The 23,241-nt window shown below is 67.1% G+C and carries 24 protein-coding genes and 1 other RNA gene; 9 read left to right on the top strand and 16 right to left on the bottom strand.

The window, feature by feature from the left end; all coding sequences use genetic code 11:
- The first annotated feature begins 8 nt into the window (after nucleotides 1-8).
- Nucleotides 9-896, top strand: a complete 888-nt coding sequence (gene serB / locus Q0Q02_RS04925) for a phosphoserine phosphatase SerB (RefSeq protein WP_293807444.1) — start codon at nucleotides 9-11, stop codon at nucleotides 894-896.
- Between the two features lie 84 nt (nucleotides 897-980).
- On the opposite strand, the gene Q0Q02_RS04920 is transcribed toward serB, so the two are convergent.
- The 9 genes from Q0Q02_RS04920 to Q0Q02_RS04880 all read right to left on the bottom strand — a co-directional run bounded on the left by Q0Q02_RS04920 (nucleotide 981) and on the right by Q0Q02_RS04880 (nucleotide 8,260).
- Nucleotides 981-1,322, bottom strand: a complete 342-nt coding sequence (locus Q0Q02_RS04920; RefSeq protein WP_293807442.1) for a DHCW motif cupin fold protein — start codon at nucleotides 1,320-1,322, stop codon at nucleotides 981-983.
- Nucleotides 1,323-1,554: 232 nt separating this feature from the next.
- The gene (locus Q0Q02_RS04915; RefSeq protein ID WP_293807440.1) at nucleotides 1,555-3,072 is read right to left on the bottom strand and encodes a DegQ family serine endoprotease; all 1,518 of its coding nucleotides are present in this window, start codon (nucleotides 3,070-3,072) and stop codon (nucleotides 1,555-1,557) included.
- A 163-nt stretch (nucleotides 3,073-3,235) separates the two neighbouring features.
- Nucleotides 3,236-3,424, bottom strand: a complete 189-nt coding sequence (locus Q0Q02_RS04910; RefSeq protein WP_293807438.1) for a DUF2065 domain-containing protein — start codon at nucleotides 3,422-3,424, stop codon at nucleotides 3,236-3,238.
- 18 nt (nucleotides 3,425-3,442) lie between these two features.
- A complete protein-coding gene (gene hflC, locus Q0Q02_RS04905) occupies nucleotides 3,443-4,378 on the bottom strand; it encodes a protease modulator HflC (RefSeq protein WP_293807437.1) in 936 nt (311 codons plus the stop codon).
- The gene (gene hflK / locus Q0Q02_RS04900) at nucleotides 4,375-5,532 is read right to left on the bottom strand and encodes an FtsH protease activity modulator HflK (RefSeq protein ID WP_293807435.1); all 1,158 of its coding nucleotides are present in this window, start codon (nucleotides 5,530-5,532) and stop codon (nucleotides 4,375-4,377) included. The genes hflC and hflK overlap by 4 nt, the downstream gene beginning before the upstream one ends.
- Before the next feature lie 285 nt (nucleotides 5,533-5,817).
- Nucleotides 5,818-6,333, bottom strand: a complete 516-nt coding sequence (locus Q0Q02_RS04895) for a dihydrofolate reductase (RefSeq protein WP_293807433.1) — start codon at nucleotides 6,331-6,333, stop codon at nucleotides 5,818-5,820.
- 3 nt (nucleotides 6,334-6,336) lie between these two features.
- The gene (locus Q0Q02_RS04890; RefSeq protein ID WP_293807431.1) at nucleotides 6,337-6,819 is read right to left on the bottom strand and encodes a GNAT family N-acetyltransferase; all 483 of its coding nucleotides are present in this window, start codon (nucleotides 6,817-6,819) and stop codon (nucleotides 6,337-6,339) included.
- Entirely contained in the window at nucleotides 6,816-7,469 is a 654-nt protein-coding gene (locus Q0Q02_RS04885) for a CPBP family intramembrane metalloprotease (RefSeq protein WP_293807429.1), read from the bottom strand. The genes Q0Q02_RS04890 and Q0Q02_RS04885 overlap by 4 nt, the downstream gene beginning before the upstream one ends.
- Nucleotides 7,466-8,260, bottom strand: coding sequence for a thymidylate synthase (locus tag Q0Q02_RS04880; protein WP_293807427.1), 795 nt, complete (start codon nucleotides 8,258-8,260; stop codon nucleotides 7,466-7,468). Before Q0Q02_RS04880 ends, Q0Q02_RS04885 begins: the two co-directional genes overlap by 4 nt.
- Nucleotides 8,261-8,474: 214 nt before the next feature.
- Here Q0Q02_RS04880 and Q0Q02_RS04875 point away from each other — a divergent pair, with 214 nt between their 5' ends.
- The 6 genes from Q0Q02_RS04875 (at nucleotide 8,475) to Q0Q02_RS04850 (ending at nucleotide 11,605) form a co-directional block, all read left to right on the top strand.
- Nucleotides 8,475-8,738 carry a hypothetical protein gene (locus Q0Q02_RS04875; RefSeq protein WP_293807425.1) on the top strand — a complete coding sequence of 88 codons (264 nt, stop codon included), beginning with the start codon at nucleotides 8,475-8,477 and terminating at the stop codon, nucleotides 8,736-8,738.
- Nucleotides 8,739-8,776: 38 nt separating this feature from the next.
- Nucleotides 8,777-9,131, top strand: a transfer-messenger RNA (tmRNA) gene (ssrA, locus tag Q0Q02_RS04870).
- Nucleotides 9,132-9,193: 62 nt separating this feature from the next.
- The gene (locus Q0Q02_RS04865) at nucleotides 9,194-9,769 is read left to right on the top strand and encodes a ClpXP protease specificity-enhancing factor SspB (RefSeq protein ID WP_293807423.1); all 576 of its coding nucleotides are present in this window, start codon (nucleotides 9,194-9,196) and stop codon (nucleotides 9,767-9,769) included.
- An 11-nt stretch (nucleotides 9,770-9,780) separates the two neighbouring features.
- Nucleotides 9,781-11,175 carry a class II fumarate hydratase gene (gene fumC, locus Q0Q02_RS04860; protein WP_293807422.1) on the top strand — a complete coding sequence of 465 codons (1,395 nt, stop codon included), beginning with the start codon at nucleotides 9,781-9,783 and terminating at the stop codon, nucleotides 11,173-11,175.
- A 14-nt stretch (nucleotides 11,176-11,189) separates the two neighbouring features.
- Nucleotides 11,190-11,384, top strand: coding sequence for a DUF4169 family protein (locus Q0Q02_RS04855; RefSeq protein ID WP_293807421.1), 195 nt, complete (start codon nucleotides 11,190-11,192; stop codon nucleotides 11,382-11,384).
- The gene (locus Q0Q02_RS04850) at nucleotides 11,381-11,605 is read left to right on the top strand and encodes a ribbon-helix-helix domain-containing protein (protein WP_293807419.1); all 225 of its coding nucleotides are present in this window, start codon (nucleotides 11,381-11,383) and stop codon (nucleotides 11,603-11,605) included. The genes Q0Q02_RS04855 and Q0Q02_RS04850 overlap by 4 nt, the downstream gene beginning before the upstream one ends.
- 104 nt (nucleotides 11,606-11,709) lie before the next feature.
- Here Q0Q02_RS04850 and Q0Q02_RS04845 read toward each other — a convergent pair whose 3' ends face one another.
- The 3 genes from Q0Q02_RS04845 to Q0Q02_RS04835 all read right to left on the bottom strand — a co-directional run bounded on the left by Q0Q02_RS04845 (nucleotide 11,710) and on the right by Q0Q02_RS04835 (nucleotide 17,047).
- Nucleotides 11,710-15,315, bottom strand: coding sequence for an AsmA family protein (locus Q0Q02_RS04845; RefSeq protein ID WP_293807417.1), 3,606 nt, complete (start codon nucleotides 15,313-15,315; stop codon nucleotides 11,710-11,712).
- On the bottom strand, nucleotides 15,308-15,529 hold the full coding sequence (locus Q0Q02_RS04840; RefSeq protein ID WP_293807415.1) for a hypothetical protein: 222 nt from the start codon (nucleotides 15,527-15,529) through the stop codon (nucleotides 15,308-15,310). Before Q0Q02_RS04840 ends, Q0Q02_RS04845 begins: the two co-directional genes overlap by 8 nt.
- Nucleotides 15,530-15,607: 78 nt before the next feature.
- Nucleotides 15,608-17,047: an FAD-linked oxidase C-terminal domain-containing protein gene (locus tag Q0Q02_RS04835; protein WP_293807413.1), complete on the bottom strand. Its 1,440-nt coding sequence runs from the start codon at nucleotides 17,045-17,047 to the stop codon at nucleotides 15,608-15,610.
- A 202-nt stretch (nucleotides 17,048-17,249) separates the two neighbouring features.
- Between Q0Q02_RS04835 and Q0Q02_RS04830 the strand changes: the two genes are divergently transcribed.
- Nucleotides 17,250-17,822 carry a thioesterase family protein gene (locus Q0Q02_RS04830; protein WP_293807411.1) on the top strand — a complete coding sequence of 191 codons (573 nt, stop codon included), beginning with the start codon at nucleotides 17,250-17,252 and terminating at the stop codon, nucleotides 17,820-17,822.
- Between the two features lie 12 nt (nucleotides 17,823-17,834).
- Here Q0Q02_RS04830 and Q0Q02_RS04825 read toward each other — a convergent pair whose 3' ends face one another.
- The 3 genes from Q0Q02_RS04825 to Q0Q02_RS04815 are packed head-to-tail and all read right to left on the bottom strand — an operon-like array spanning nucleotide 17,835 to nucleotide 20,563.
- The gene (locus tag Q0Q02_RS04825; protein ID WP_293807553.1) at nucleotides 17,835-18,632 is read right to left on the bottom strand and encodes a potassium channel family protein; all 798 of its coding nucleotides are present in this window, start codon (nucleotides 18,630-18,632) and stop codon (nucleotides 17,835-17,837) included.
- Between the two features lie 33 nt (nucleotides 18,633-18,665).
- Entirely contained in the window at nucleotides 18,666-19,301 is a 636-nt protein-coding gene (locus tag Q0Q02_RS04820) for a class I SAM-dependent methyltransferase (protein WP_293807552.1), read from the bottom strand.
- A gap of 38 nt (nucleotides 19,302-19,339) precedes the next feature.
- A complete protein-coding gene (locus tag Q0Q02_RS04815; protein WP_293807409.1) occupies nucleotides 19,340-20,563 on the bottom strand; it encodes a DUF3419 family protein in 1,224 nt (407 codons plus the stop codon).
- Nucleotides 20,564-20,789: 226 nt separating this feature from the next.
- Between Q0Q02_RS04815 and msrB the strand changes: the two genes are divergently transcribed.
- The gene (gene msrB, locus Q0Q02_RS04810) at nucleotides 20,790-21,221 is read left to right on the top strand and encodes a peptide-methionine (R)-S-oxide reductase MsrB (RefSeq protein ID WP_293807551.1); all 432 of its coding nucleotides are present in this window, start codon (nucleotides 20,790-20,792) and stop codon (nucleotides 21,219-21,221) included.
- A 198-nt stretch (nucleotides 21,222-21,419) separates the two neighbouring features.
- Here the strand turns inward: msrB and Q0Q02_RS04805 are convergent, their stop codons facing one another.
- A complete protein-coding gene (locus Q0Q02_RS04805; RefSeq protein ID WP_293807407.1) occupies nucleotides 21,420-23,069 on the bottom strand; it encodes an acyl-CoA dehydrogenase family protein in 1,650 nt (549 codons plus the stop codon).
- Nucleotides 23,070-23,241 lie beyond the last annotated feature (172 nt).

Here is a 23,241-nt window from a genome sequence, read left to right as displayed (position 1 = left end):
TCCCTCACATGCTCGTCGCCACACTCGTATCCGCCCACGGCCAGGCGCTCGTCGGCGAAACCCTTCTCGCCCGCCTTGGCCGCGCTGTGCCGGGCACTACCGGCACAGCCGTGCTCGACGGCGAAATCGCAGCCGACCTCTTCGCGGAAGCGGCCGACGCGCGCAAGCTCGAAGCCGATATCCGGACCGCTCTGGACGGCGCCGCGATCGATGTCATCGTCCAGCCGGCAGCGACCCGCCGCAAGGCGCTGTTCCTCGCCGACATGGATTCGACGATGATCGGCCAGGAATGCATCGACGAGCTCGCCGCCGTCGTCGGGTTGAAGGAGCATGTCGCCGCGATCACCGAACGCGCCATGCGCGGCGAGATCGATTTCGAACCGGCGCTGCGCGAGCGCGTCGCCCTGCTGAAGGGCGTGCCCCTCTCCGTCGTCGGCGAGATCATCCGTGACCGCATCACCCTGACGCCGGGTGGTCGCGAACTGGTCCAGACGATGCGGGCGAATAGCGGCTATACGGCTCTCGTCTCGGGCGGCTTCACCGTCTTCACCGGGCCGATCGGCCAGACCATCGGCTTCGACGAGCACCGCTCGAACACGCTGATCGCCAGCGACGGCATCCTGAACGGCGAGGTCGCCGATCCGATCCTCGGCAAGCAGGCCAAGCTGGATGCGCTCATCGAATTGCGCGCCCGCTTCAAGCTCGCGCCCGCGCAGACCTTGGCCGTCGGCGACGGCGCCAACGATCTCGCCATGCTCGGCGAGGCGGGTCTGGGTGCAGCCTTCCGTGCCAAGCCGACGGTGGCGGCGGCGGCCGATGCCCGGCTCGACCATGCCGATCTCACCGCCCTGCTCTATGCCCAGGGCTACACGGGCAGCGAGATCGTCCGCGGCTGATCCAGCGCTCGAAATACCTGTCATCCCGGACGGAGCGAAGCGAATATCCGGGATGACCCGCGTTTAGGTTTGATAGGCCGCGCTTCAATCGACGATGAAGAGCTTCGCGCCGGTCTTGGTCGCGGAGCGATGCGCCTCGGCATTGTCGGCGACCTGATAGCTCATGCCGGCCTTGAGGGGCAGCACGCGCCCGTCCGCAAGCGTGGTTTCCATCTCGCCTTCGAGGCACAGGATGATGTGCCCCTTCGAGCACCAGTGGTCGGCGACATAGCCCGGCGAATACTCGACCATCCGCACCCGGATGCGGTTGTCCTCCGGGCCGAAATACTGGACGCGCCAGGTCGCCTCGCCGCTGTCGCCGGCATGGCGCTCCACGGGGATCGTCGTCCAGTCGGTGGTAACGAAGGGAATCTCGCTGATCTTCATCTCGGTCTCTCCCAGCGCCCGCCTGCTCGGACGCGGCGCCTCGCCTCGTATCTAGTCCGGTTTCTCATCCGGCAGAACCGTCATTGCGAGCGTAGCGAAGCAATCCAGGGGGACTGGGTGAGACGTCCAACCCGGCCCCCTGGATTGCTTCGTCGCTTCGCTCCTCGCAATGACGAAAAGAAAAAGGGCGGCCGACCGGACCGCCCTTCATATTCTTTGGATACCGCCAGTCTCAGTTCATCGACACCGCGACGAAGCGGACCTCGCCCTGGCCGTTCGAGATGAGCAGGAGGGCCGACTTCTTGCCTTCCTTCTTGAGCGCGTCCAGCCGCTTGGTCACATCCTGCGGCGCGTTGACCGGCTCCTGGCCGACCTCGACGATCAGCTCGCCGACGAGGATGCGCTTGTCGGCGGCGTTCGAATTGGCGTCGACCTTGGTGATGACCACGCCCTTGAGGCCGTCCTTGATCGTGTAACGCTTCTTGAGTTCGTCCGTCTGCGGCGAGAACTCGAGGCCCAGCGCGGTCGTCACGGCGGGCTTGGCCGGCTCGGCCGTCGGCTTGTTCGCCGAGGCCGTCTGGACCTTCTCGCCATCCTCGAGGCGGCCGAGCTTGACCGTCTTGGTTTCTTCCTTGCCCTTGCGGATCACGAGGATCGGCACGTCCTTGCCGACCGGCGTCGCCGCGACGATGCGCGGCAGGTCGCGCGAATCCTTCACGTCCTTGCCGTCGAACTTGACGATCACGTCGCCGGTTTCGAGGCCGGCCGGCTTGGCCGGGCCCTTCTCGTCGATGCCGGCGACGAGCGCGCCGCGCGCTGTCCCCAGGCCCAGCGCCTCGGCCGTGGCGTCGTCGACGGTCTGGATGCGCACGCCGAGCCAGCCGCGCCGGGTCTCGCCGAACTCCTTGAGCTGGTCGACGATGTTGGTCGCCAGCGTCGAGGGCACGGCGAAGCCGATGCCGACCGAGCCACCCGTCGGCGACAGGATCGCCGTGTTGATGCCGATGACCTCACCAGCCATGTTGAACAGCGGGCCGCCCGAATTGCCCTTGTTGATGGCGGCGTCGGTCTGGATATAGGTGTCGTACGGCCCCTGGCTGATGTCGCGGTTGCGGGCCGAGACGATGCCCGAGGAGACCGAGCCGCCGAGGCCGAACGGGTTGCCGATCGCCATCACGGGGTCGCCGATCCGCATCTTGTCGGAATCGCCGAACTTGACCGCCGGCAGAGGCTTGTCGTGCTTCACGCGCAGCACGGCGAGGTCGACCTTGCTGTCCTTGCCGATGACCTCGGCCTTGAGCCGCAGGCCGTCATTGAAGATCACCGTGATCTCGTTGGCGTCGCCGATGACGTGGTTGTTGGTGACCACGATCCCAGAGGGATCGACCACGAAGCCGGAACCGGCCGATTGCGAGCGGCGCTGCTGCGGCGCCTGGCGCTCGCCCTGCTGGTTGCGACGGTTGAAGAATTCCTCGAACAGGTCGCCGAAAGGCGTGTCGGGGCCGAGCTGCGGCAGTTGCGGCAGATTGCGGCCCTTCGTGTCGTTGGTGGTGACCGCCGAGATGTTGACCACCGCCGGCATGACCTTCTCGACGAGATCGGCAAGCGAGGTCTGCCCCTGGAGGAGCGGCGTATTGGCCTGCGCATGCCCCGGCGCAAGCACCGGCGAGGCCAACAGCGCGAGACCGGCGACGCCGGCAGCCAGAGCGATGCGGACAGGCCGGACTGCGGAAAGGGTGTTCGATGCCATAGGGGTCCTCATGTCGGAAAAATGCAGGCCGATCGATGAAAGGCATGCACGCCCGGTGCCGCAAGGCAAGCGGACGTGCCCGATGATTGAACTCCAAAATACGGCGGAAGGGCGACGCACGATCATGTCATCGAACACGATCATGTGCCTGCCCGTCGATTCTTCAGCCCCCGCGCGCGACCCAGACCAGGACTACGCCCAGGACAGCCGAGCCGAGGCCGATGAGCCGCATTCGGTCCGGCGGGGTTTCCGCTGCGCTACGGAGGGCATCCTTCGCCAGATGCGGGATCGCGGCGAAGAGAATGCCCTCGATAGCGAAGACCAGGCCGAGCGCCGCGACGAAATCAAGCATCCGCGTCGCTCGCCATGATCAGGGCCGGGCCGGCGCAGGCGTGGCAGGCGCCGCGGGAGCCGCAGCCTGGCCGTCCTGACGCTGTGCGTTAGGGCCGTTGAAGAAACGGAAGAACGGCGAATCCGGCGTCAGGACCATTCGCGTATCCCCCGGCTTGATGCTGGCCTCATAGGCCTGCATCGACCGGTAGAAGGAGAAGAACTCCGGATCCTTGCCGAAGACTTCGGCGAAGACCTTGTTGCGCTCCGCCTCGCCCGCGCCGCGGATCTCGTCGGCGTGCTGCTGCGCTTCGGCCACGATCACGGTCGAGTCCCTGTCGGCCCGGGCGCGGATTTCCTGCGCCTGCTGGCCGCCGAGGGCGCGCGCTTCCGCCGCCTCGCGCTGCCGTTCGGTCTGCATGCGCTGGAACACTGCCGCCGAGTTCGCCGCCGGCAGGTCGACGCGCCGCAGCCGGACGTCGACCACGGTCATGCCGAAGCGGGCCGCCTCGCGGTTCACGTCGTCGCGAATGCGGTTCATCAGCCGCGTGCGGTCCGTGCGCACCATCGCCGTGAAGGTGGCCTCCGCCAGCACCGAGCGAACGTTGCCGTTCACGATCGAGGCGAGCTGCGAGTTCGCCCGCGGGACATTGTTGACCGCCTGGTAGAAGCGCAGCGGATCCGAGATCCGGTAGCGCGTGAAGGCATCGACGACGAGACGCTTCTGGTCCGAGGCGATGATTTCCTGGGCCGGCAGGTCAAGATCGAGGATGCGGTTGTCGAGCAGTGTCACCGTCTCGATCGGCGCGAACCACTTCAGGTAGAGGCCGGGTGCGGTCTTGACCGCGCGCACGGCGCCGAACTTGAGCACGATCGCGGACTGCGTCTGCGAGACCACGAAGGTGCAGGCGTAGAGCACGACCGCGACGGCGGCGACGACGACCAGCAGCGCCCCGCGAAGGAAGGAGCCGTTCATCGGATGGCCCCTCCCTGCTGGCGGGAGCCCGGGGCCTGTCGGCCGGCATTGAGCTGGTCGAGCGGCAGATAGGGCACCACGCCCTGCCCGCCCGCCGGGTTGTCGAGGATGATCTTGTCCGTACCGCCCATTATGCGTTCCATCGTCTCCAGGAAGAGACGCTCGCGCGTCACGCCCGGAGCCTTCTTGTACTGCTCGTAGACCGCGTTGAAGCGGCTGGCCTGACCACGCGCCTCGGCGACGGTCTGCTCCTTGAAGGCTTCGGCCGCCTGGGTCAGCTGCGCGGCGCGGCCGCGTGCTTCGGGCACGACGCGGTTGGCGTAGGTCTGCGCCTCGTTGCGCAGCCGCTCCTGGTCGGCGCGGGCTGCCTGGACGTCGCGGAAGGCGTCGATGACCTGCTGCGGCGGGTCGACCTTCTGCAGCTGGACGAGGCTGATCCGCACGCCGGCATTGTAGCCGTTGAGCGTCTCCTGCATCAGATGGCGGACCTCGGTCTCGATCGTGCCGCGATCGGTCGTCAGCACCGGCTGGATATTGCGGCGGCCGATGATTTCGCGCATCGCGCTTTCGGCCACGGCCTTCACCGTGCCGGCGGGATCCTGGATGTTGAAGACGTAGTCCTCGGGCGCGGCCGGGTCGATCTGCCACTGCACGATGAAATCGATGTCGACGATGTTCTCGTCGCCGGTGAGCATCAGGCTCTCTTCGATGACGTCGGTCTGGCGCGAGGTGCGGACCGATTCGATCGTCCGGAAGCCGACCTCGGTGGTGATGACGTTGGTCACCTGCGGCTTGATCACGCTGCCGACCGGATAGGGCCAGTTCCAGTTCATGCCCTCGCCGGTCTTGCCGGCGAAGCGGCCGAAGACGACGTTGAGGCCGACCTCGTTGGGCCGCACGAAATAGATGCCGGAGCCGAGCCAGATCAGAATCAAGGCCAGGGCGCCGAGGACGAGCCCGCGCCCGCCGATATTGCCACCCGGCATCAGGTTCTTGAGCCGGTCCTGGCTGCGCCGCAGGATTTCCTCGAGATCGGGCGGATTGCCATTGCCTCCGCCTGAACCGCCGCCCCAGGGGCCGCCGCCATTGCCTCCGCGCTGACCCCAGGGACCTCCCCCGCCGCTGCCACCGCCGCTCTGATTGCTCCAAGGCATTCTCGAGCCGTTCCCTTTCGTTCTATCGAGGCCGAGCCATAGGCGAAAGACGGCCGCTTGTCAGCGCCTTCGGCTGAAGACGCTGGGCTGACTTGGTCATGGGCCATGGATTCGTCAACGGCGCAAGCCATTCATCGTGAATGGAAAGCGGCGATCAGCCGCGCCCACTCCGTCATTGCGAGCATAGCGAAGCAATCCAGGGGACCGGGTCGAAGGCTTGGACCCAGTCCCCTGGATTGCTTCGTCGCTCCGCTCCTCGCAATGACGCCCCCCGAAAAGCGGCGATCAGCCGCGCCTGCTGTAGGTGACGAAGGTATAAGGATGCTCGTTCTCGGCATCGGCGGGGTGATGATCCCTAGCCCCGACCTCGAAGGCATCGCGCTCCCAATCGGGAAAGAGCGCATCGCCTGATGGCTTGGCATGGACGATGGTCAGCTCCAGCCGGTCCGTCAGCGGCAGTGCCTGGCGGTAGATCTCCGCCCCCCCCGCGACCACGACGGAATCCGCCCCGCTGGCTGCGGCGAGCCGCTGCCCGAGCTCCAGCCCCTCATCAAGCGAATGGGCGACGCTCACCCCTTCGGCCGCGAAGCCGGTATCGCGCGTCAGCACGACGATCTCGCGCCCCGGAAGGGGCTTTCCGATCGACAGGAAGGTCTTGCGCCCCATCAGCACCGGCCGCCCGAGCGTCAGACCGCGGAAATGCTTGAGATCGCTCTTCAACCGCCAGATCAGCCGATTGTCGTCGCCGATCACGCCATTCTCGGCGACGGCCGCGATCAACACGATCGGACGCTTCTCCATGGCTCAACCTTCCGCGCCGAGCTTGGCGAGCGCCTCGCCCTCCAGCCGCTTCACGGTCCATTCGTCCTGCGCGTTGGCACCGAGCGCCCGATAGAAGACGCGCGAGGGTTCGTTCCAGTTCAGCACCCACCAGGCGAGCCGCGGCAGCTTCTCCGCGACACAGCGCCGCGCCAGCCCCGCGATCAGCGCCTTGCCGATGCCGCGCCCGCGCTGGTCCGGCCGCACGAAGAGGTCTTCCAGCCAGATGCCGTGCCGGCCCGAGAAGGTCGAATAGGTGTAGAACCACACAGCGAAGCCGACCGGCTCGCCATCCCATTCGGCGATATCGCAAAACGCCTTCGGATTTTCCTCGAACAGCGCCGCCTCGATCTCGGCCTCGGTCGCGACGACCTCATGCAGCAGCTTCTCGTATTCGGCGAGCTCGCGGATGAAGCCGAGCACAAGCCCGGCCTCGCCGGGACGGGCGGAGCGGATGGAGAGGGTCATAAGGCAAGTCCCACGATGACGACGGCGAGGTTCATGCAGGCATGGAGCAGGATCGGCAATCCGATTCCGCCGGAGAATTCACGGGCGAGCCCCAGGAAGGCGCCCGCCGGCAAAACGGATACGACATGAAGCAGCCCGTTCTCGAGATGCAGGAGGCAGAAGGCGATGGTCACGATGGCAAGCGTCGGCAACGCGGCGTAGTGGCGGCGCAGGCGCGTGAACAAAAGACCGCGGAACAGCGCCTCCTCGACCACAGGTGCCAACACGACGGCGTTGGCGAGGCCCAGCAGGCTGCGCTCCGAGTTCGACATCGCCCTGAAGTCGTCGAGCGATCCCAGGACGCCTGAGAACAGGACGGCGGCCTCGATCACGAAGATGCCAATAAGCGCCAGAGCGAACCGGACGGTAATCCGTCGCTCGGAAGGCCATGACAGCGCAAGCGCCCGGCGAATCGACTCGCTCGAAACCGAGGCCAGCAGCAGCGTCGCGAGGCCGAGGCTAAGAAAGAAAGCCGTTTCCCGGCCGTCGAAGCTCGGCTCGCGCCCCCGCGACACCGATGACAGCGAGGAAGCGACGGCGACCCCGACATAGCCGCACGCAACGGCAAGCAGGACCTGCCCGGCCGCGATCACGCTGTCGCGGCCACTCATACTGCGATCGGAGCCTTGATGCCGGGATGCGGGTCGTAATCGGTGATCGTGACGTCCGCGAACTGGAAATCCTCCAGCCGCGTCACCGCCGGATTGAGCGCGAGCTTCGGCAGCGCCCGCGGCTCGCGCGAAAGCTGCAGCCGCGTCTGGTCGAGATGGTTCACATAGAGGTGAGTATCGCCGAAGGAATGCACGAAATCGCCGACGCCGAGGCCGGTCACCTGCGCCACCATATGGGTCAGCAGCGCATAGCTCGCGATGTTGAAGGGCACGCCGAGGAAGACGTCCGCCGATCGCTGGTAGAGCTGGCAGGACAGCTTCCCGTTGGCGACGAAGAACTGGAACAGGCAGTGGCAGGGCGCCAGCGCCATCTTCGGGATATCTGCCGGGTTCCAGGCCGAGACGATCAGCCGGCGCGAATCCGGGTTGCGGCGAATCTCGTTCACCAGCCAGGCGATCTGGTCGATCACCTGCCCGTCAGGCGCCGCCCAGGAGCGCCATTGCCGGCCGTAGACCGGCCCGAGATCGCCGTTCGCATCGGCCCATTCGTCCCAGATCGTGACGCCGTTATCCCGGAGGTAGCGCACATTGGTGTCGCCGCGCAGGAACCAGATCAGCTCATGGATGATCGATTTCAGGTGCAGCTTCTTGGTCGTGACCAGGGGAAAGCCTTCCGACAGGTCGAAGCGCATCTGGTGGCCGAAAACGGCGAGCGTGCCGGTGCCGGTGCGGTCATCCTTGCGGACGCCCTCGGTCAGGACGCGTTGGAGCAGGTCGTGATACTGGCGCATGGCGACTCTCTGGAAGGCGCGCGACTATAGCGGCTCGAAACCCGCTTGGCCCCGCCCGGCAGGCAGGCATCCCCAGCCTTTGCCGCAGGCCCTGACAGTCGATGGCGGGAGCCTGCCGCCTCACGCAAATGCGACGGCTTGTGAGCCCTTCCTGTCCGCAAACCCGCCTCAATCGGCGCCGCTCATCGCGCCCTTGATTCGTGGAATAGCCGATATGCCGGTCCTGCCCCCCTCGCGCCGCCTGCTGGCCGCGCTCGCCTTCAACGCCCTGGTCGCGCTCGCCGCCCATGGCGAGGAGACGCTCGCCAGCGCGACGATCTCGGAACGGCAGGCCCGCGACATCGCCTGGAGCGCCGGCCTCGTCCATGTCGAGGTGATCATCCGCGCCGGCGATCGCTGGGAGATTGCCGGCCGCACCGCCGAGGACGACGAGATGAGCCTCGACATCGACATCAGAAATGGACGCATTCTCGACTGAGGCAACTATCCCACGCTCTTTCCTGAAAAAGCGCGAGAACCCTTTCCCAACGCCACGGCCTTCCCTATATTCCAGGTGCCGCTCGCAAGAACGGCTATGGCGATAAACGGATCTCGAAATAAGCCTTTCGGACCCGGGGGCGGTACCCGGCGCCTCCACCAAAGCCCTGATGATGCAGGGTTTTGGCGGGGGCGAAATAGGATCGACGAGGGTGTAAAGGTTATCCTTTTGCTCGGCATGGTTCCGCCGTTATCGGGCCAAAGCATAGTTGCCAACGACAACAATGCTCGGGTTGCCGTCGCCGCGTAAGCGGTGCTGGTTCCCAAACCAAAGCCCTTGCGTTTAGCCGCGTAAGGCGGGGCTCGGAGGCGCCTGGCAACAGAAGCCTCCACTTCTTTTTCTGACGGCCTGCCGGCTGTTCCCGCCGGAACGCAACAAGCGGAAATCACGTCTCGATGTCCAAGGATGTTCTTCGTTACGATCTGATGGTGCAGGACGCGCTGAAGGGCGTGGTCCGCAAGATCCTGACGGAGGCCGCGCGCGACGGGCTGCCGGGCGAGCACCATTTCTACGTGACGTTCCGGACCGGGGCGCCGGGCGTGCGTCTGTCGCAGCGCCTGCGCGAGAAGCATCCCGACGAGATGACGATCGTCCTGCAGCATCAGTTCTGGGACCTGAGTGTCGGCGAGCATTCCTTCGAGGTCGGCCTGTCCTTCTCCGGCGTGCCGGAGCGGCTGCTTGTGCCTTTCGACGCGATCTCGACCTTCTTCGACCCCTCCGTCCAGTTCGGCCTGAAATTCGAGGCGCAGGACCAGGCCGAAGATGCCGCTTCCGCGCAGGAAGCCGAACCCGCCGAGGCTCCGCCCGCACCGGCCAAGCTCGTGCCGACTGCCATTCCGGCCGCCAAGGGCAAGGCGCCCGCAGCCGAGACTGCCGCGGCGCCGGCGAAGGCCGAGCCCGCCGCGGAAGGCGATGACAGTCGGGGCGGTGCCGAGGTGGTCAGCCTCGATTCCTTCCGCAAGAAGCCCTGACGACGGACACCATGACCGAAACGCGCACCGAAACCGATTCCTTCGGCCCGATCGCGGTGCCAGCGGATCGATACTGGGGCGCACAGACACAGCGGTCCCTCGAGAATTTCCGCATCGGCGGCGAGAGCGAGCGCATGCCGCTGCCGCTGGTCCATGCGCTGGTGCTGGTCAAGAAGGCCGCCGCCCATGTCAACGCGAAGCTCGGCCTGCTCGACCAGCGCGTTGCCGGCGCGGTCGCGCGCGCGGCGGACGAGGCGCTCGCCGGCAAGTTCGACGGGCATTTCCCGCTGGTGATCTGGCAGACCGGCTCCGGCACCCAGTCCAACATGAACGCCAACGAGGTCCTGGCGAACCGCGCCAATGAGCTGCTCGGCGCGGGGCTCGGCGCCAAGAGCCCGGTCCATCCCAACGACCACGTCAATCGCGGCCAGTCCTCGAACGATTCCTTCCCCACCGCGATGCATATCGCGGCCGTGCTGGAGATCACCCGGCGCCTGCTGCCGGCCCTGCGCGGCCTCGAAAGGGCTCTGAACGCCAAGGCCGAGGCCTTCAAGCATCTCGTCAAGATCGGCCGCACCCATCTCCAGGACGCGACCCCGGTCACGCTCGGCCAGGAATTCTCGGGCTATGCGATGCAGCTCCATCTCGGCATCGGCCGGATCGAGGCGGCGCTGGGCGGGCTCTATGCGCTGGCCCAGGGTGGCACCGCCGTCGGCACCGGGCTCAACGCCCATCCCGATTTCGCCGCCCTCTTCGCCAGGGAAGTCGCAACCCTGACCGGCCTGCCCTTCCGCAGCGCCGACAACAAGTTCGAGGCGCTGGCAAGCCACGGCGCGCTCGCAGCCGCCCATGGCGCGCTCGCCGCGCTGGCCTCCGACCTGTTCAAGATCGCCAACGACATCCGCCTGATGGGCTCCGGTCCGCGCTCGGGGCTGGGCGAGATCAGCCTGCCGGAGAACGAGCCAGGCTCCTCGATCATGCCGGGCAAGGTCAACCCGACCCAGGCCGAGGCGCTGACCATGGTCGCGACCCAGGTCCATGGCAACCAGGCGACGGTGGGCTTTGCCGCCTCCCAGGGGCATTTCGAGCTCAACGTCTTCAAGCCGGTGATCGCCGCGGCTTTCCTCCAGTCCGTGCGGCTTCTGGCCGACGCGGCCGAGAGCTTCCGCGTCAACTGCGTCGAGGGCATCGAGGCCAACGAAGCGCAGCTCAAGGAATTGCTGTCGCGCTCGCTGATGCTGGTGACGGCACTGGCCCCCGCAATCGGCTACGACAAGGCTGCCAGCATCGCCAAGGCCGCCCATCACAACGGCACGACGCTGCGCGAGGAAGCGCTCAAGGCCGGCGTCGATCCAAAAGTCTTCGACGCCACGGTCAAGCCCGAGCTGATGCTCGGTCCGCACTGACGGAGCGCTCGCCGGTGGCCGAGATCGTCAACCTCCGTCAGGTCCGCAAGCAGAAGGCGCGGGCGCAGGCCGAGAAGACGGCCGCGCAGAACCGCATTGCCTTCGGCCGGACCAAGGCCGAGCGCAAGCTGACCGAAGCCGAGCGCGACAAGGCGGCCCGCCATGTCGACGGGCACAAGCTCGACCGCGACGAGCCGGAGCCGGCATGAAGCCGGAGCGCAAGCGCTCGCTCAGCATCGCCGGCCACCGCACCAGCATCTCGCTGGAAGCGCCCTTCTGGGAAGCGCTGAAGGAAATCGCGGCGAGCGAGGACCGCCCGATCGCCGCCCTCGTCGCCGAGGTCGATGCCGGCCGGGGCGAGCTCAATCTTTCTTCCGCGCTGCGGCTCCATGCGCTGGCGCATTACCGGAAGTTGGCCGGCCACATCTGACAGCCCCGGGAAACCAGGCCTCTATCGTGAGACAAATAAGCTCACGATATCAAAGCCTTCAATCGAAGCCCGGAATCAAATCGCGAAGCACTTGAATCAAGTTCTCAGCGCAATGGCGCGCTGCGCTGCGGCGTGCCGGGCTGAAGCTGCATCGGCGGCAGCGGCGCGACGCCACCCGTCGGCGGCTGCACCGCCCCTTCCGGCGAGCTGCTGAGCGGCGCTCCCGGCAGGACCAGCGGACCCGGTTGCGGTTGAGGTTGAGCCTGCGGCGCGGACGATTGTGCAGCCGCCCGCTCGGCTGCTGCACGGGCGCGCTCCTCGGCTTCCGCCCGTCGGCGTGCTTCCAGTTCCGCTCGCGCCTGCTCCACACGCCGCAACTCCTCGGCGCGCTTTTCCTCGGCCAGGCGACGCTGCTCCTCGATGCGTCGCAAATCTTCCTGGCGCTTCTCTTCCGCGATACGGGCCTCTTCCTGCGCCTTGAGGAATTCGCCTAGCTTGCGCTCGTTCTCGCGCATCTCGCGCTCGGCACGCAGGCGCCTTGAATACATGGCCCGCTCGCGCGCATCGGCTTCGAAGGCCTCGACCCGCTCGATCTCGCGCGCCAAGGCCCGCGCCGCCACCGTATTCGACAGCGCGCTGACATCGCTCTCGCGCCGGAGATTGGACAAGGGCCCGCGCCAGGCGATGCCGATCTGCGGCGCGTCACCCGGCCAGCCCTTCGGCAGGGCGCCCAGCGGCTTCAGGCCGAGCCTGAGGTCGGCGGTGAGCGCGCGCAGGTCGAGGATGCCGCTCGCCTCGGCACGCAGGCCGTTGCGCTCGAAGGCGAAGGGCTGCAGCCGGATCAAGCCGCCAGCCAGCGTAAAGGGCAGCGTGACATCGCCAAGCGCCCAGGCATCCTTGTCGAGCGCTTCGCTCAGGCGATCTTGCAGGCGCGATGCGTCGCTTTCGGAGGCATCCTCGCCGGTGCCGGCGATGATCCGCGCATAGGCATTGGGATCGAAGCGTGAGAGGCGCGTGCCGGTAAGCGCTAGACTGCCAGCGCCGCTCAGGCCCGCCACCAATCGCGCCGGCGTCTCACCCGAGCCGCCGAACTCGATCTGCCCGGAAGCCTTGCCGCCGACGGCCCCCTTGGTGAATTCGCCGAGATCGATCGCCATCAGGCTGAGCCGACCGTTGAGCTGGGCCAGCCCGCCGTCGCGCCGCAGGCTGAGCCGCCCGGCGACCTGCCCGCCGCCATAGCTGCCGCGGATATCGTCGATCCTGAGCCCGTCCTGGTCCGAGCGCAGGGCGAAACTCGCATTACGGATCGTCCCGCCTTCGAAGGCAACGAGCGTCCCGGCCTCCACCGCGATGTCGAAATCAGGGAAGCCCGCCACACGCCCGAAACGCGCCGTGGACCAGAGCGCATTCGGCGTTGCCGCCACCTGCCCCAGCACTGCGCTCATCAGCGGGCGCAGATCGGCGGCGGGAACCGCGATACGTCCCGACGAACGCCCCTCGCGTGGCAGGAGCAGCGAACCGTTCACCGCCACGCCGCCGAGATGGGCCGTGATGTCGTCGAGCCGGATCGCTTCCTCTGCGATACCAAGCCGTGCGGACGCATCGATCACGCCGTCCGGCAGCAAGCGCGCGGGTCCCTCGGCAAGAATCTGCCCCGGTCCATCCGCTTGAAGGGTCAGCCGAGGCCCTTGCCCGCCATCCTCGACGACAACGGACAGCCCCGGCCCTGCGAGCGAGCCGGTCGCCTTGCCACCGCCCAGTTCGAGATTGAGCCGCCCGGCCCCGCCCTGCTGCGGTACTGGCAGCCCCAGCGCCGCGAAAACCTGGCGCCGGTCGTTGAGTTCGAAGCCCAACGCCGCCCGGCTCCAGTTGCCGGCCCGGTCGAGCCTGCCGTCGAGCTTGAGCCTGCCCGCAGCGGCCGTGCCTTCCGCCGACAGGCTGGTCTCGCCGGAAGCTGCGCGCGTCAGACGGAAGCCGGTATCGAGCCGTGCGAGCCCTTCGCCGACGCGCTGGAGCGCTTGAACGGCCGTCTCCGGCAGCAACGGCCCGGCCAGCGCCGTCAGCGTCTCGAAACGCGGCGCCCGCACCCGGCCGGAAATCTCGCCGCCCTCCGCCAGCAATGCGCCGGCACCGGTCACCGCGACGCCGCCGAAGCCATCCACAGAAAGCCGGCTCAGGCGCCAGACATCGCCTTCGCGTCGGAGGTCGAGATTGGCCGAACCCGGCGGCGCGTTGCGGAAGCGCAGATTGGTGAGCGCGAGTTCCAGCGCCACGTCGCGCTGCCGGAGCAAGCCGGAGAGGCTGTTCCCAGGTGGAAGCGTATCAAGTGAGAGCCCGTTCACCGCCGCCTTCGCGGCGATGCGGTTCGGCGCGATCTCGCCAGAGGCATCGAGGCGCAGACCCGATGAACCTGCCACGAGCAGGCGCTGGAACCGGCCGCCGGTGCCCGTCCAGGCGCCGACGATATCGGCATCGACCCGTCCTAGCCGCGCGATGAAGTCGGCCAGTGCCGGGTCGAGCCCGGCCCGCGACAGCACCAGTCCGACACGGCGCGCATCGTCAGCCTTGAGATTGAGCCGGCCCGAAGCGCCCTCGGCATCGAGGTTCCCGCTCGCTCCCAGCAGCGCGCCGGCCACACGCACGGAAGCCGAGGCCTCACTCAGGCCTCCGTCATGCAGGTGTCCGCGCAGGGCGAACGTCGAAAAATCCTCGCCACGCCAGATCAATTGGTCGAGGTCGAGGCTGACATCGAAGGCGCCGGGCAGGCCCTGCAAGGCGCGCTCGAACCCCTGCCGCTCGGCCAGCGCCGTCGTCAGCGCATCGGCATCGAGCCGGCGCGCGCGCAATGCCAGCGAGCCCTTGCCGGTGCCGGGCAGATACTGCCCCTCGCCTTCCAGCCGCGCCGCGCCGCCCGCGAGATCGAGCGTGAGGCCGGAGAGGTCGAGCTGGCGGCTGCCGCCCTTGACCCGCCCGTTCAGTGCGACCGCACCACCCGGCGAGAGATTGAAGGCGCCGTCGAGTTCGGCACCGACGCCCTCGGCTCCCTTCGGGAGAACCAGAGCCCCGTCGAAACCGAGTTGCAGATCCTCGCCGGTGAGATAGGCCTTCGTCCGCAGCCTGCCATCGGCCTCCACCTCGCCGGTGGTGACGCGCAGCGAAGCACCGGCGACCTCACCCTCGAAGCGCCAGGGACCGGCGAGGCTGACCGCCGACATCTCAGCGGCGATCGGCGACAGCGTGACGGCCGGCTTGCCTGCCTCGCGCCAGATCACGGCGGAGCGGCTGATCGTCAGCCGGTCGAGCCGCGCTTCGGCCGGAATGCCGTTGCCGCTGCGCTCGGGCAGGCGGATCAAGCCGGCCTCGTCCAGCGAGAGGGAAACCGCCGCACCATCGAGGCGTGCTTCCGAGAAGCGGAATTCGCCGCGCGCCAGCGCCGCCAGCGCCAGCTCCACGGTCGCGTGCTCCGCCTTGACGGAGCTCGCCGATCCGTCGCCTGGCCCGATCCGCACGTCGTCCAGCGCGATGCGCGGCGACGGCAGCAACCGCAGGCCGATTCCGCCGCCGATCTGCGTCTCGACGCCCAGCGCCTCGCTCAGCCGTGCCTCGATCTGCGGCCGGTAGCTGCGCCAGTCGACGAAGCCGGGGCCGATCAGGGCCGCCAGCAGCGTCAGCACCAGCAGGCCGGCCAGAACTGTCAGACTCTCACGCAAATTCCGCTGCCTGCCCCTGTCGCCATGATGGAACGGCATTTCCTCCCGGCCCGTCCCGACCTTGCGACCGAACCATGCCGTCATTCCGGGCTTGCCCCGGAATCCATCGTAGAGCGCGGCGCCCCTTGATGGCTTCCGGATCGGCGCCGCCAAAGGCGGCTTGTCCGGGATGACGGGTCAGTTTCATCGCGAGGGCGGCCAGCGCCAGAGCCATTATGCCATCCTGCCCGCAAGTAGCGGCGAGATCACGACATTTCCGCGAACCCGACAGGCAGCGCAAGCCGCAACGGCGTCACAGGGCGACGATTTTCCCGGGATTGAGGATGTTGCGCGGATCGAGAGAGCGCTTCAGCACGCGCATCACTGCGAGCGCCTCGGCCCCGTGCTCCTGCTCGAGATACTTCATCTTCTTCTGGCCGACGCCGTGCTCGCCGGTGCAGGTGCCGCCCATGGCGAGCGCTCGCTTCACCAGCCGGTCGATGAAGGCCTGCGCCCGCTCGACCTCGGCCTTGTCGGCGAGATCGACCAGCGGCTGCGTATGGAAATTGCCGTCGCCGACATGGCCGGCGATCGGCGCGATCAGGCCGGAGGCCTCGATATCGCGCTTGGTCTCCTCGACGCATTCGGCTAGCCGCGAGATCGGCACGCAGACATCGGTCGCGACCGATTCGAAGCCGGGCCGCAGCGCCTTCGCCGCCCAATAGGCGTCATGGCGCGCCTGCCAGAGCTTCGAGCGGTCCTCCGCCTTGGTCGCCCAATCGAACGGGCCGCCGCCGAACTCCGCCGCGATCTCGCCGAAGCGCTCGGACTGCTCCTTCACCCCGGCTTCCGTGCCGTGGAACTCGACGAAGAGCATCGTCGTCTCGGCCAGGCCGAGCTTGGCATGCAGGTTGACGCCGCGGATCATCACATCGTCGAGCAATTCGATGCGCGCGACCGGCAGGCCGGTCTGGATCGTCAGGATCGTCGCGTCACAGGCCGCCTTCACCGAGGGGAATGGGCAGACGCCGGCGGCGATCGCCTCCGGGATGCCGTGCAGCTTCAGCGTCACCTCGGTGATGATGCCGAGCGTGCCTTCCGAGCCGACCAGAAGGCGGGTCAGATCGTAGCCGGCCGAGGTCTTGCGAGCCCGCGTCGAGGTCCTGACGATCGAGCCGTCGGCCATCACCGCGGTCAACGCCAGCACGTTGTCCTTCATCGTGCCGTAGCGGACGGCATTGGTGCCGGAAGCGCGTGTCGCCGCCATGCCGCCGATCGAGGCGTCGGCGCCGGGATCGATCGGAAACATCAGGCCCTGGTCGCGCAGATGCTCGTTGAGCTCCTTGCGGGTGACGCCGGCCTCGACGACGACGTCGAGATCCTCGGCATGAACCGCGATGATCCGCTTCATCTGCGACATGTCGATGCAGACGCCGCCGAAGGCCGCATTGACATGCCCTTCCAGCGAGGTGCCGGTGCCGAAGGCGATGACGGGCACGCCATGCGCCGCGCAAAGCTTGACGATCCCGGAGACCTCTTCGGTGCTCTGCGGAAACACCACCGCATCCGGCGGCTGGTTCGGGATCCAGGTCAGCGTATGGCCGTGCTGCTGGCGCACGGCGAGACTGGTCACCAGCCGGTTGCCGAAGCTTGCGGCCAGCGCCTGCGTCACCGCAGCGATCGCTTCCGGCGAGGGCGGCAGCACAGCGGCCGGGACAGGGCTGTCATGAGAGGCGGCGGCAGGCAGGCTCATTGTCAACATCCGGTTCTGGCGCTTAGACTTGGAACTGATCGGTTTCGCAATTGGTTACGCTTCGACATGGTCCTGCCATACTGGCCGGACCAAGATGCTGACGCCGCTTGCGAGCGATGCATACTAGATCATGCGACGACGAAATGGGCAGCGGCAATAATGCCGCCGGCCCTTGAACGAGGCGCCTGTCAGGGAGGCGAACATGAAACACGATACGCGCGCCCCGGCGCTGTTCTTCGCGCCCTTCGTCTCATCGGCGATGCGGGTGGAGCCGCAATGGATCGACTATAACGGCCATCTCAACATGGCCTATTACCATGTACTGTTCGACCGCGCCGTTGACGAGGTCTTCTCGCTGGTGGGTCTCACCCGCGACTATGTCGAGACCCGCCATGCCTCCACGTTCACGGCGGAGTGCCACATCCTCTACAAGCGCGAATTGACCGAGGGCGATCTCGTCCGCGTCACCGCGCAGCTCATCGCCTTCGACGACAAGCGCCTGCACTATTATCTGGAGATGCGGCACGCCAACGAGGGCTGGCTCGCAGCGACCAGCGAGAACCTGTCGCTGCATGTCGACATGGTCCATCGCAAGGTCACGCCCTTCCCGGCCGACATCCTCGCCAACATCGCCCTGATGAAGGCAGCCCACAGCATGATGCCGGTGCCCGCCACGATCGGCCGCATCATCGGCATGCCCAGGAAATCGGCGATCCGGGTCGACGAAGCCCCCGACGAGCGCGAGACCGAGACGGCGACCGAAACCCGGCACTGAAGGCCGGTTGCCTCAGGGATCATCGTCGGGAATCTTGAGCTTGTGCCCGCAGGCCTTGCAGTAGACCGCATCCGGCTCATGGCGCTGCAAGGCGCATTCGGGGCATGGGAACAGCACCTTGTTCGGGCGGAACAGCGCCTGCGCCAGCCGCACGAACAGCGTGATCCCGACGATCATCACCACGATCGAGGTCAGCTTGCCGGCGACGCCCGGCAAGGTCACGTCGCCGAAGCCGGTCGTCGTCACCGTCGCGACGGTGAAATAGAGCGCCTGGACGTAGCTCTCCAAGCCGCCCTCGTGCCGGAAGAAGAAGGTGTAGACGAAACCGGTCACCACGAAGAGGAAGGTCGCGATATTGCTCAGCGCGAGAACGACGCTCTCCCATTCGCGCAAGCGGGTTTCGCGAAACGGCGCCCAGACGATGCCCTTGCGCGACAGCGACCACAGCCTGAGGATGCGCAGGAAGCCGAAATTCTCCAGCCATTGCGGCATGAGCAGCGTCAGCAGGATAAAGAGGTCGAGCAGCATGGTCGGCTGGCGCAGCAGCCGGAAGATGTTGGTCGAGGCGAGCAGGCGCGCGCTGATCTCGGCGACCATGATCACCGCGACGGAATAATCGATCCAGAGGAAGGCCGCGTTCTCCCTGAGCAAGGGCGTCAGGATGAAGAAGGCGATGATCAGGAGGTCGATGACCGTCGTCACCGCCTGGAAGCGTAGCGCTGACGGCGAGCGGCCGTGATAGAGCTGGCGCAAGCGGCTCCGCAGGGTTTCGAAGCGGCTCTGATCGGGCGGGGCGTCGGCGGCATCCATCGCCGCCAGCATAGGCGCTCCGTCGGCAGGCCGCTACGCCGGGTCCGGGCGCCGCGTCGCCACCGCATGGACCGCATAGCCGCGATAAGGCGCGCCGATCCGGCAATCGGCCCCGGCCGCTTCGGCCGTGGCATGCACGATCTCAGGCAAATCCTCACGCGGCGTGACATGGAACAGCGCGAGCCAGCGCAGCAGCATGGCCTTGAACGGCGCCGGCAAGCCGGCCTGATCGCCGAAATCGACGATATGCAGCGAGCCGCCGGAGTTAAGCCGGCGCAGCGCCTCGGCGACGACGTCCTGCCAGGGTGGGATCATCGATAAGGCATAGGAGATCACGATCCGGTCGAAACCGGCGCGGCCGAACAGCTCTTGGGGGTCGAAGCCGGTGGCATCAGCCTGCGCGAGCCCGATCCGCTGCTCAAGCCCCGCCTTCACGACCGAGCCCTGCGCCGTCGCCAGCATCGCACTGGAGACGTCGAGCCCGTAGCAGGCGCAGTCCGGATAGCGCTGGGCGATCCGGATCAGGTTGCGCCCGGTGCCGCAGCCGATCTCCAGCACGCTCCCGCCCTTCGGCGGCTGCAATCCGTCGATGAGCTGGTCACGGCCGAGCAGGTAGAACTTCCGGCTCGCGTCGTAGATATGGCGCTGGTGCCGGTAGATCCGGTCCATCAACCCGGCGGCCGATCCGGCCGGCACCTCGGCGGCACTCACCGCGCCTGCCCCTTCAGCACATAGAGGTGGAAGCCGCCATAGATCGCCGAGCGATCCTGCCGGCAGAGTTCGCGGCTTTTCTCCTCCTCGTAATGCCATTGATCGAGGAGCGCAGCCGGCACCCGGCCCGGCAGCAGGCGCTCGTCGGCCGCCGTGCGGAAGATCACCCGGGCGCCCGACCGGGCCGTCCGCGTAATCTGCGACCACAAGGCCGTGAGATCGGCGTCGTTCATCCAGTCCTGCGCGTCGAGCAGCACATAAGCGTCGCAACTCTCGGCCGGCTGATCCTCCAGGAACGCCGTGACCGCGCTCTGACGATAGGAAACCTTCGGAGCGCGGTCCTTCACCGCCGCGAAATGCTGCGGCTGGAGATAGGGCGGGAAGGCCGCATCCGGCCCCTCGCCATAGCGTCGGCCGAAAGCCTGCTGGGCGAAGTAATTGTCCCTGAGGTCGAAATCACAGGCCAGCCGCTCGAGCCGGAGCTTCAGCGCGCCAAGAATGCCGTCCTCGCCATCGGCGGCGAGCGCCTTGTACTGCGCCGGCGGGATGCCGAGCCCGTAGAGCGAGGCGGGCTGGCGCACGAGCCAGCGCACCAGCTTGCGCTCGAAGACCGGCGCGAGGTGCTTGTCGTAGAGCGCCCGCTGCTCGGCCCTATCGCGCGCCGCGAGCATCGCCGTGGGGTTGCCGCCAAGCAGCCGCGCCAGCACATGGCCGGTACCGATGAAGCGGCCGAGCAGGCCGTAGCGATGGAACCCCTTGGCGAAGAGATTGATCCGGCGCCGCCCGTTCAGCCCCCGCCCCTCCCAGTAACCGCGCGAGACGGCATCGAGATGCGGAGCGATCTCGCGATCGTAGAGCGCGACATTGGCCCGTTCGTTCGCCCGGCCGAAGAAGCGCAGGAAATCCTCTTGCTTCTCCATCCGCGCCAGCGCCGCGAGCTTGAGCCGGCCGAGCGCGATATGCGTGGCATTGAGATCGACCGCGCTGACCCGAATCGGCGCCGCCGTCAGATAGGAGAGGATATTGCAGGAGCCGGACGCGATCGCGACGACGTGGTCGTCGACCTTGAGTTGAAGCGCCGCCATGTCGACGACCGGATCTTCCCAGATCTGCGGATAGACCAGCCCCGAGAAGGCACGGGCAAACAGCCATTCCAGCATACCGGCTTTCGACAATGTCTTGCTGCGCCGGACGGCCTGTCCCAGGCCGGAGCTCGTCATGCGGCGGGCCGCGCGTGCCGTTTGCGTCACCGGTTTTCCTCCCTGTGCGGGTGGCCGGGCTGCTAGAGGAGTCGCGTGACGGTCCGGTGACGATGCAGCCGCGTTTGCCACGGCATCGTGAAACGGCCCTTGGTCAATGGGGCTGAAATCCAGCGCAGGAGACGCCATATTGGCGGCACGAAAGCCGATGAGGCGCCCCGTCCGGAAGGAGATCGCAATGGGTCTGATGAGCATGTTCGGCGAGCCCAAGAAGCAGGACGAAACCTTCCCCTTCCAGCTCACGGACACCGAATGGCGCGCGCGCCTGACGCCGGAGCAGTACCGCATCCTGCGCGGGCACGGCACCGAACGGGCCGGCTCCTGCGCGCTGAACTACGAGAAGCGCGCCGGCACCTTCTCCTGCGCCGGCTGCGATCAGAAGCTGTTCAAGTCGGGCAAGAAGTTCGAAAGCGGCACCGGCTGGCCGAGCTTCGACCAGCCGCTGGAGGGCTCGGTCGGCACCACCGAGGACCGCAGCTACGGCATGCACCGCGTCGAGGTCCACTGCGCCAATTGCGGTGGCCATCTCGGCCACGTCTTCCCGGACGGCCCGCCGCCCACCGGCCTGCGCTACTGCATCAACGGCGAGGCGATGACTTTCGAGCCGAAAGCGGCTTGATCCCATTCCTGCCTACCCAAGAGGGCGCGGGAAACCCCTCTCCTGTAAGGAGAGGGGCAGGGGTGAGGTGTCGGCCCCTGGACCAGCGAAGCGACAACCTCACCGCGCGCTGCGACCATCTCACAGCAAACGCGGTGAGCGGCCTACCCCTCACCCTGCCCTCTCCCTCCGGGAGAGGGTTCCCCGCGCTAACAACGCCTAACTCACAGCCGGCACCGCCCGTCGCGCCAGCGCCGCGGCATCCACCGCCGGCGGCAGATCGCCGAACTGCCCCGACCAGCTCCCCCCCAGCCGCGTCGCGATGAAAGCATCCACCACGGCAGCCGGCGCGAAGCGCAGCAGCAGCGAACCCTGCAGCATCAGCGCCAGTTGCTCGGTCAGCCGCCTTGCCTGCCCCTCGTTACGCATCATCTCCGGCAATTCGCCCTCCAGTCGCTTCAGTGCCGCATCGTAGCGCCGGTCCACGCCCGCAGCGGCCATCAGCTCCGCCCGCAACACGTCGACCGCCCCCTCCTCGCGCGCCAGCGAGCGCAGCACGTCCAGGCAGATGACATTGCCCGAGCCTTCCCAGATCGCGTTGAGCGGCGCCTCATGATAAAGCCGCGCCATCGGATTCTCCTCGATGAAGCCGTTGCCGCCATGGCATTCCAGCGCCTCGGTCACGACGGCCGGTGCGCGCCGCGTGATCCAGTATTTCGCGATCGGCGCACCCACCCGCGCCAACAGCCGCTCGCTTTCGGACGCCTCCTGCCGATCGAGCGCCGCGAACAGCCGGAAAGCAAGCCAGGCGGCAGCCTCCGCCTCGATGGCGAGATCGGCCAATACGTTCTGCATGATCGGCTGGTCGATCAACGACTTCTGGAAGGCGCGACGATGCTGCGCGTGATGCGCGGCGAGCGACACCGCCATCCGCATCAGCCCGGAGGAGGCCGCCGCGATATCGAGCCGCGAATTATGGTTCATCGACAAGCCGGTGCGGATGCCCCGGCCCGGCTCGCCGATGAGATGGCCGATCGCGCCCGTGAACTCGACCTCGGACGAGGCATTCGAGCGATTGCCGACCTTGTCCTTCAAGCGCTGGATCGCGACGCCGTTGCGCGATCCATCCGGCAGCCAGCCGGGCACGACGAAGCAGGAAATGCCCTCGCCCGTCCGCGCCAGCGTCAGGAAGACGTCGGAATGCGGCACCGAGAAGAACCACTTCCGGCCATGCAGCGAGAAGGTGCCGTCGCGGTTGTCCTCGGCATAGGTCTGGGTCTGGCGCAGATCCGAGCCACCTTGCGTCTCCGTCATCGCCGTGCCGACGGTGGCGCCTGTCTTGAGATGCGCCGGCCCCTGCCGTGGATCGTAGCGGTTCGAGGTGACGAGACCGCCCCAACGCTCCCAGAGCGCAGCATCCTGCTTCAGCACGGGCACGGCGGCATAGGTCATGCTGATCGGGCAGCAGATACCGCTCTCTGCTCCGTACCAGAGATATTGCAAGGCGGCGCGGGCCACCTGCGCGCCGGGCTCCGGCCGGTTCCAGGCGAGCGCATGCGTCTCCTGCCCGATGGCGAGCCTCATCAATTCGTGCCAGGCTGGATGAAAGGCGATCTCGTCGATGCGGTTGCCGAAACGATCAAAGGCCTTCAGCTCCGGTGTGTAGCGGTTGGCGAGATAGGCCAGTTCCTGCACCTGCGCCGAACCGACCGTGCGCCCGGCCTCGTGCAACCGCTCGCACGCCCAATCGGCCCCGAAGGCCAAGATGATGCCAGGAAGTACCGGATCGGCGGCGAAGGCATCGTAATCAGCCAGCACCGGAACCTGGTTGGTGACTTCCCAGTCGGGCCGGGTTGCATGATCCGCCATTGCCAATCCTCCGATCCTTCTCCGACGTCATCCCGGACAAGCCGCGAAGCGGCGCCGATCCGGGATCCATTCGGGAACCCAACCGGAAAGGCTCAGGCATGGATCCCGGGTCTACGCTTCGCTACGCCCGGGATGACACCATCAAGCTTTCCGAGAAGGGGGCGCAATTCGG

Origin of the sequence: uncultured Allobosea sp., assembly GCF_945956895.1 — a bacterium.
Lineage (GTDB): Bacteria > Pseudomonadota > Alphaproteobacteria > Rhizobiales > Beijerinckiaceae > Allobosea.
This window is presented reverse-complemented; position numbering and strand designations above follow the sequence as displayed.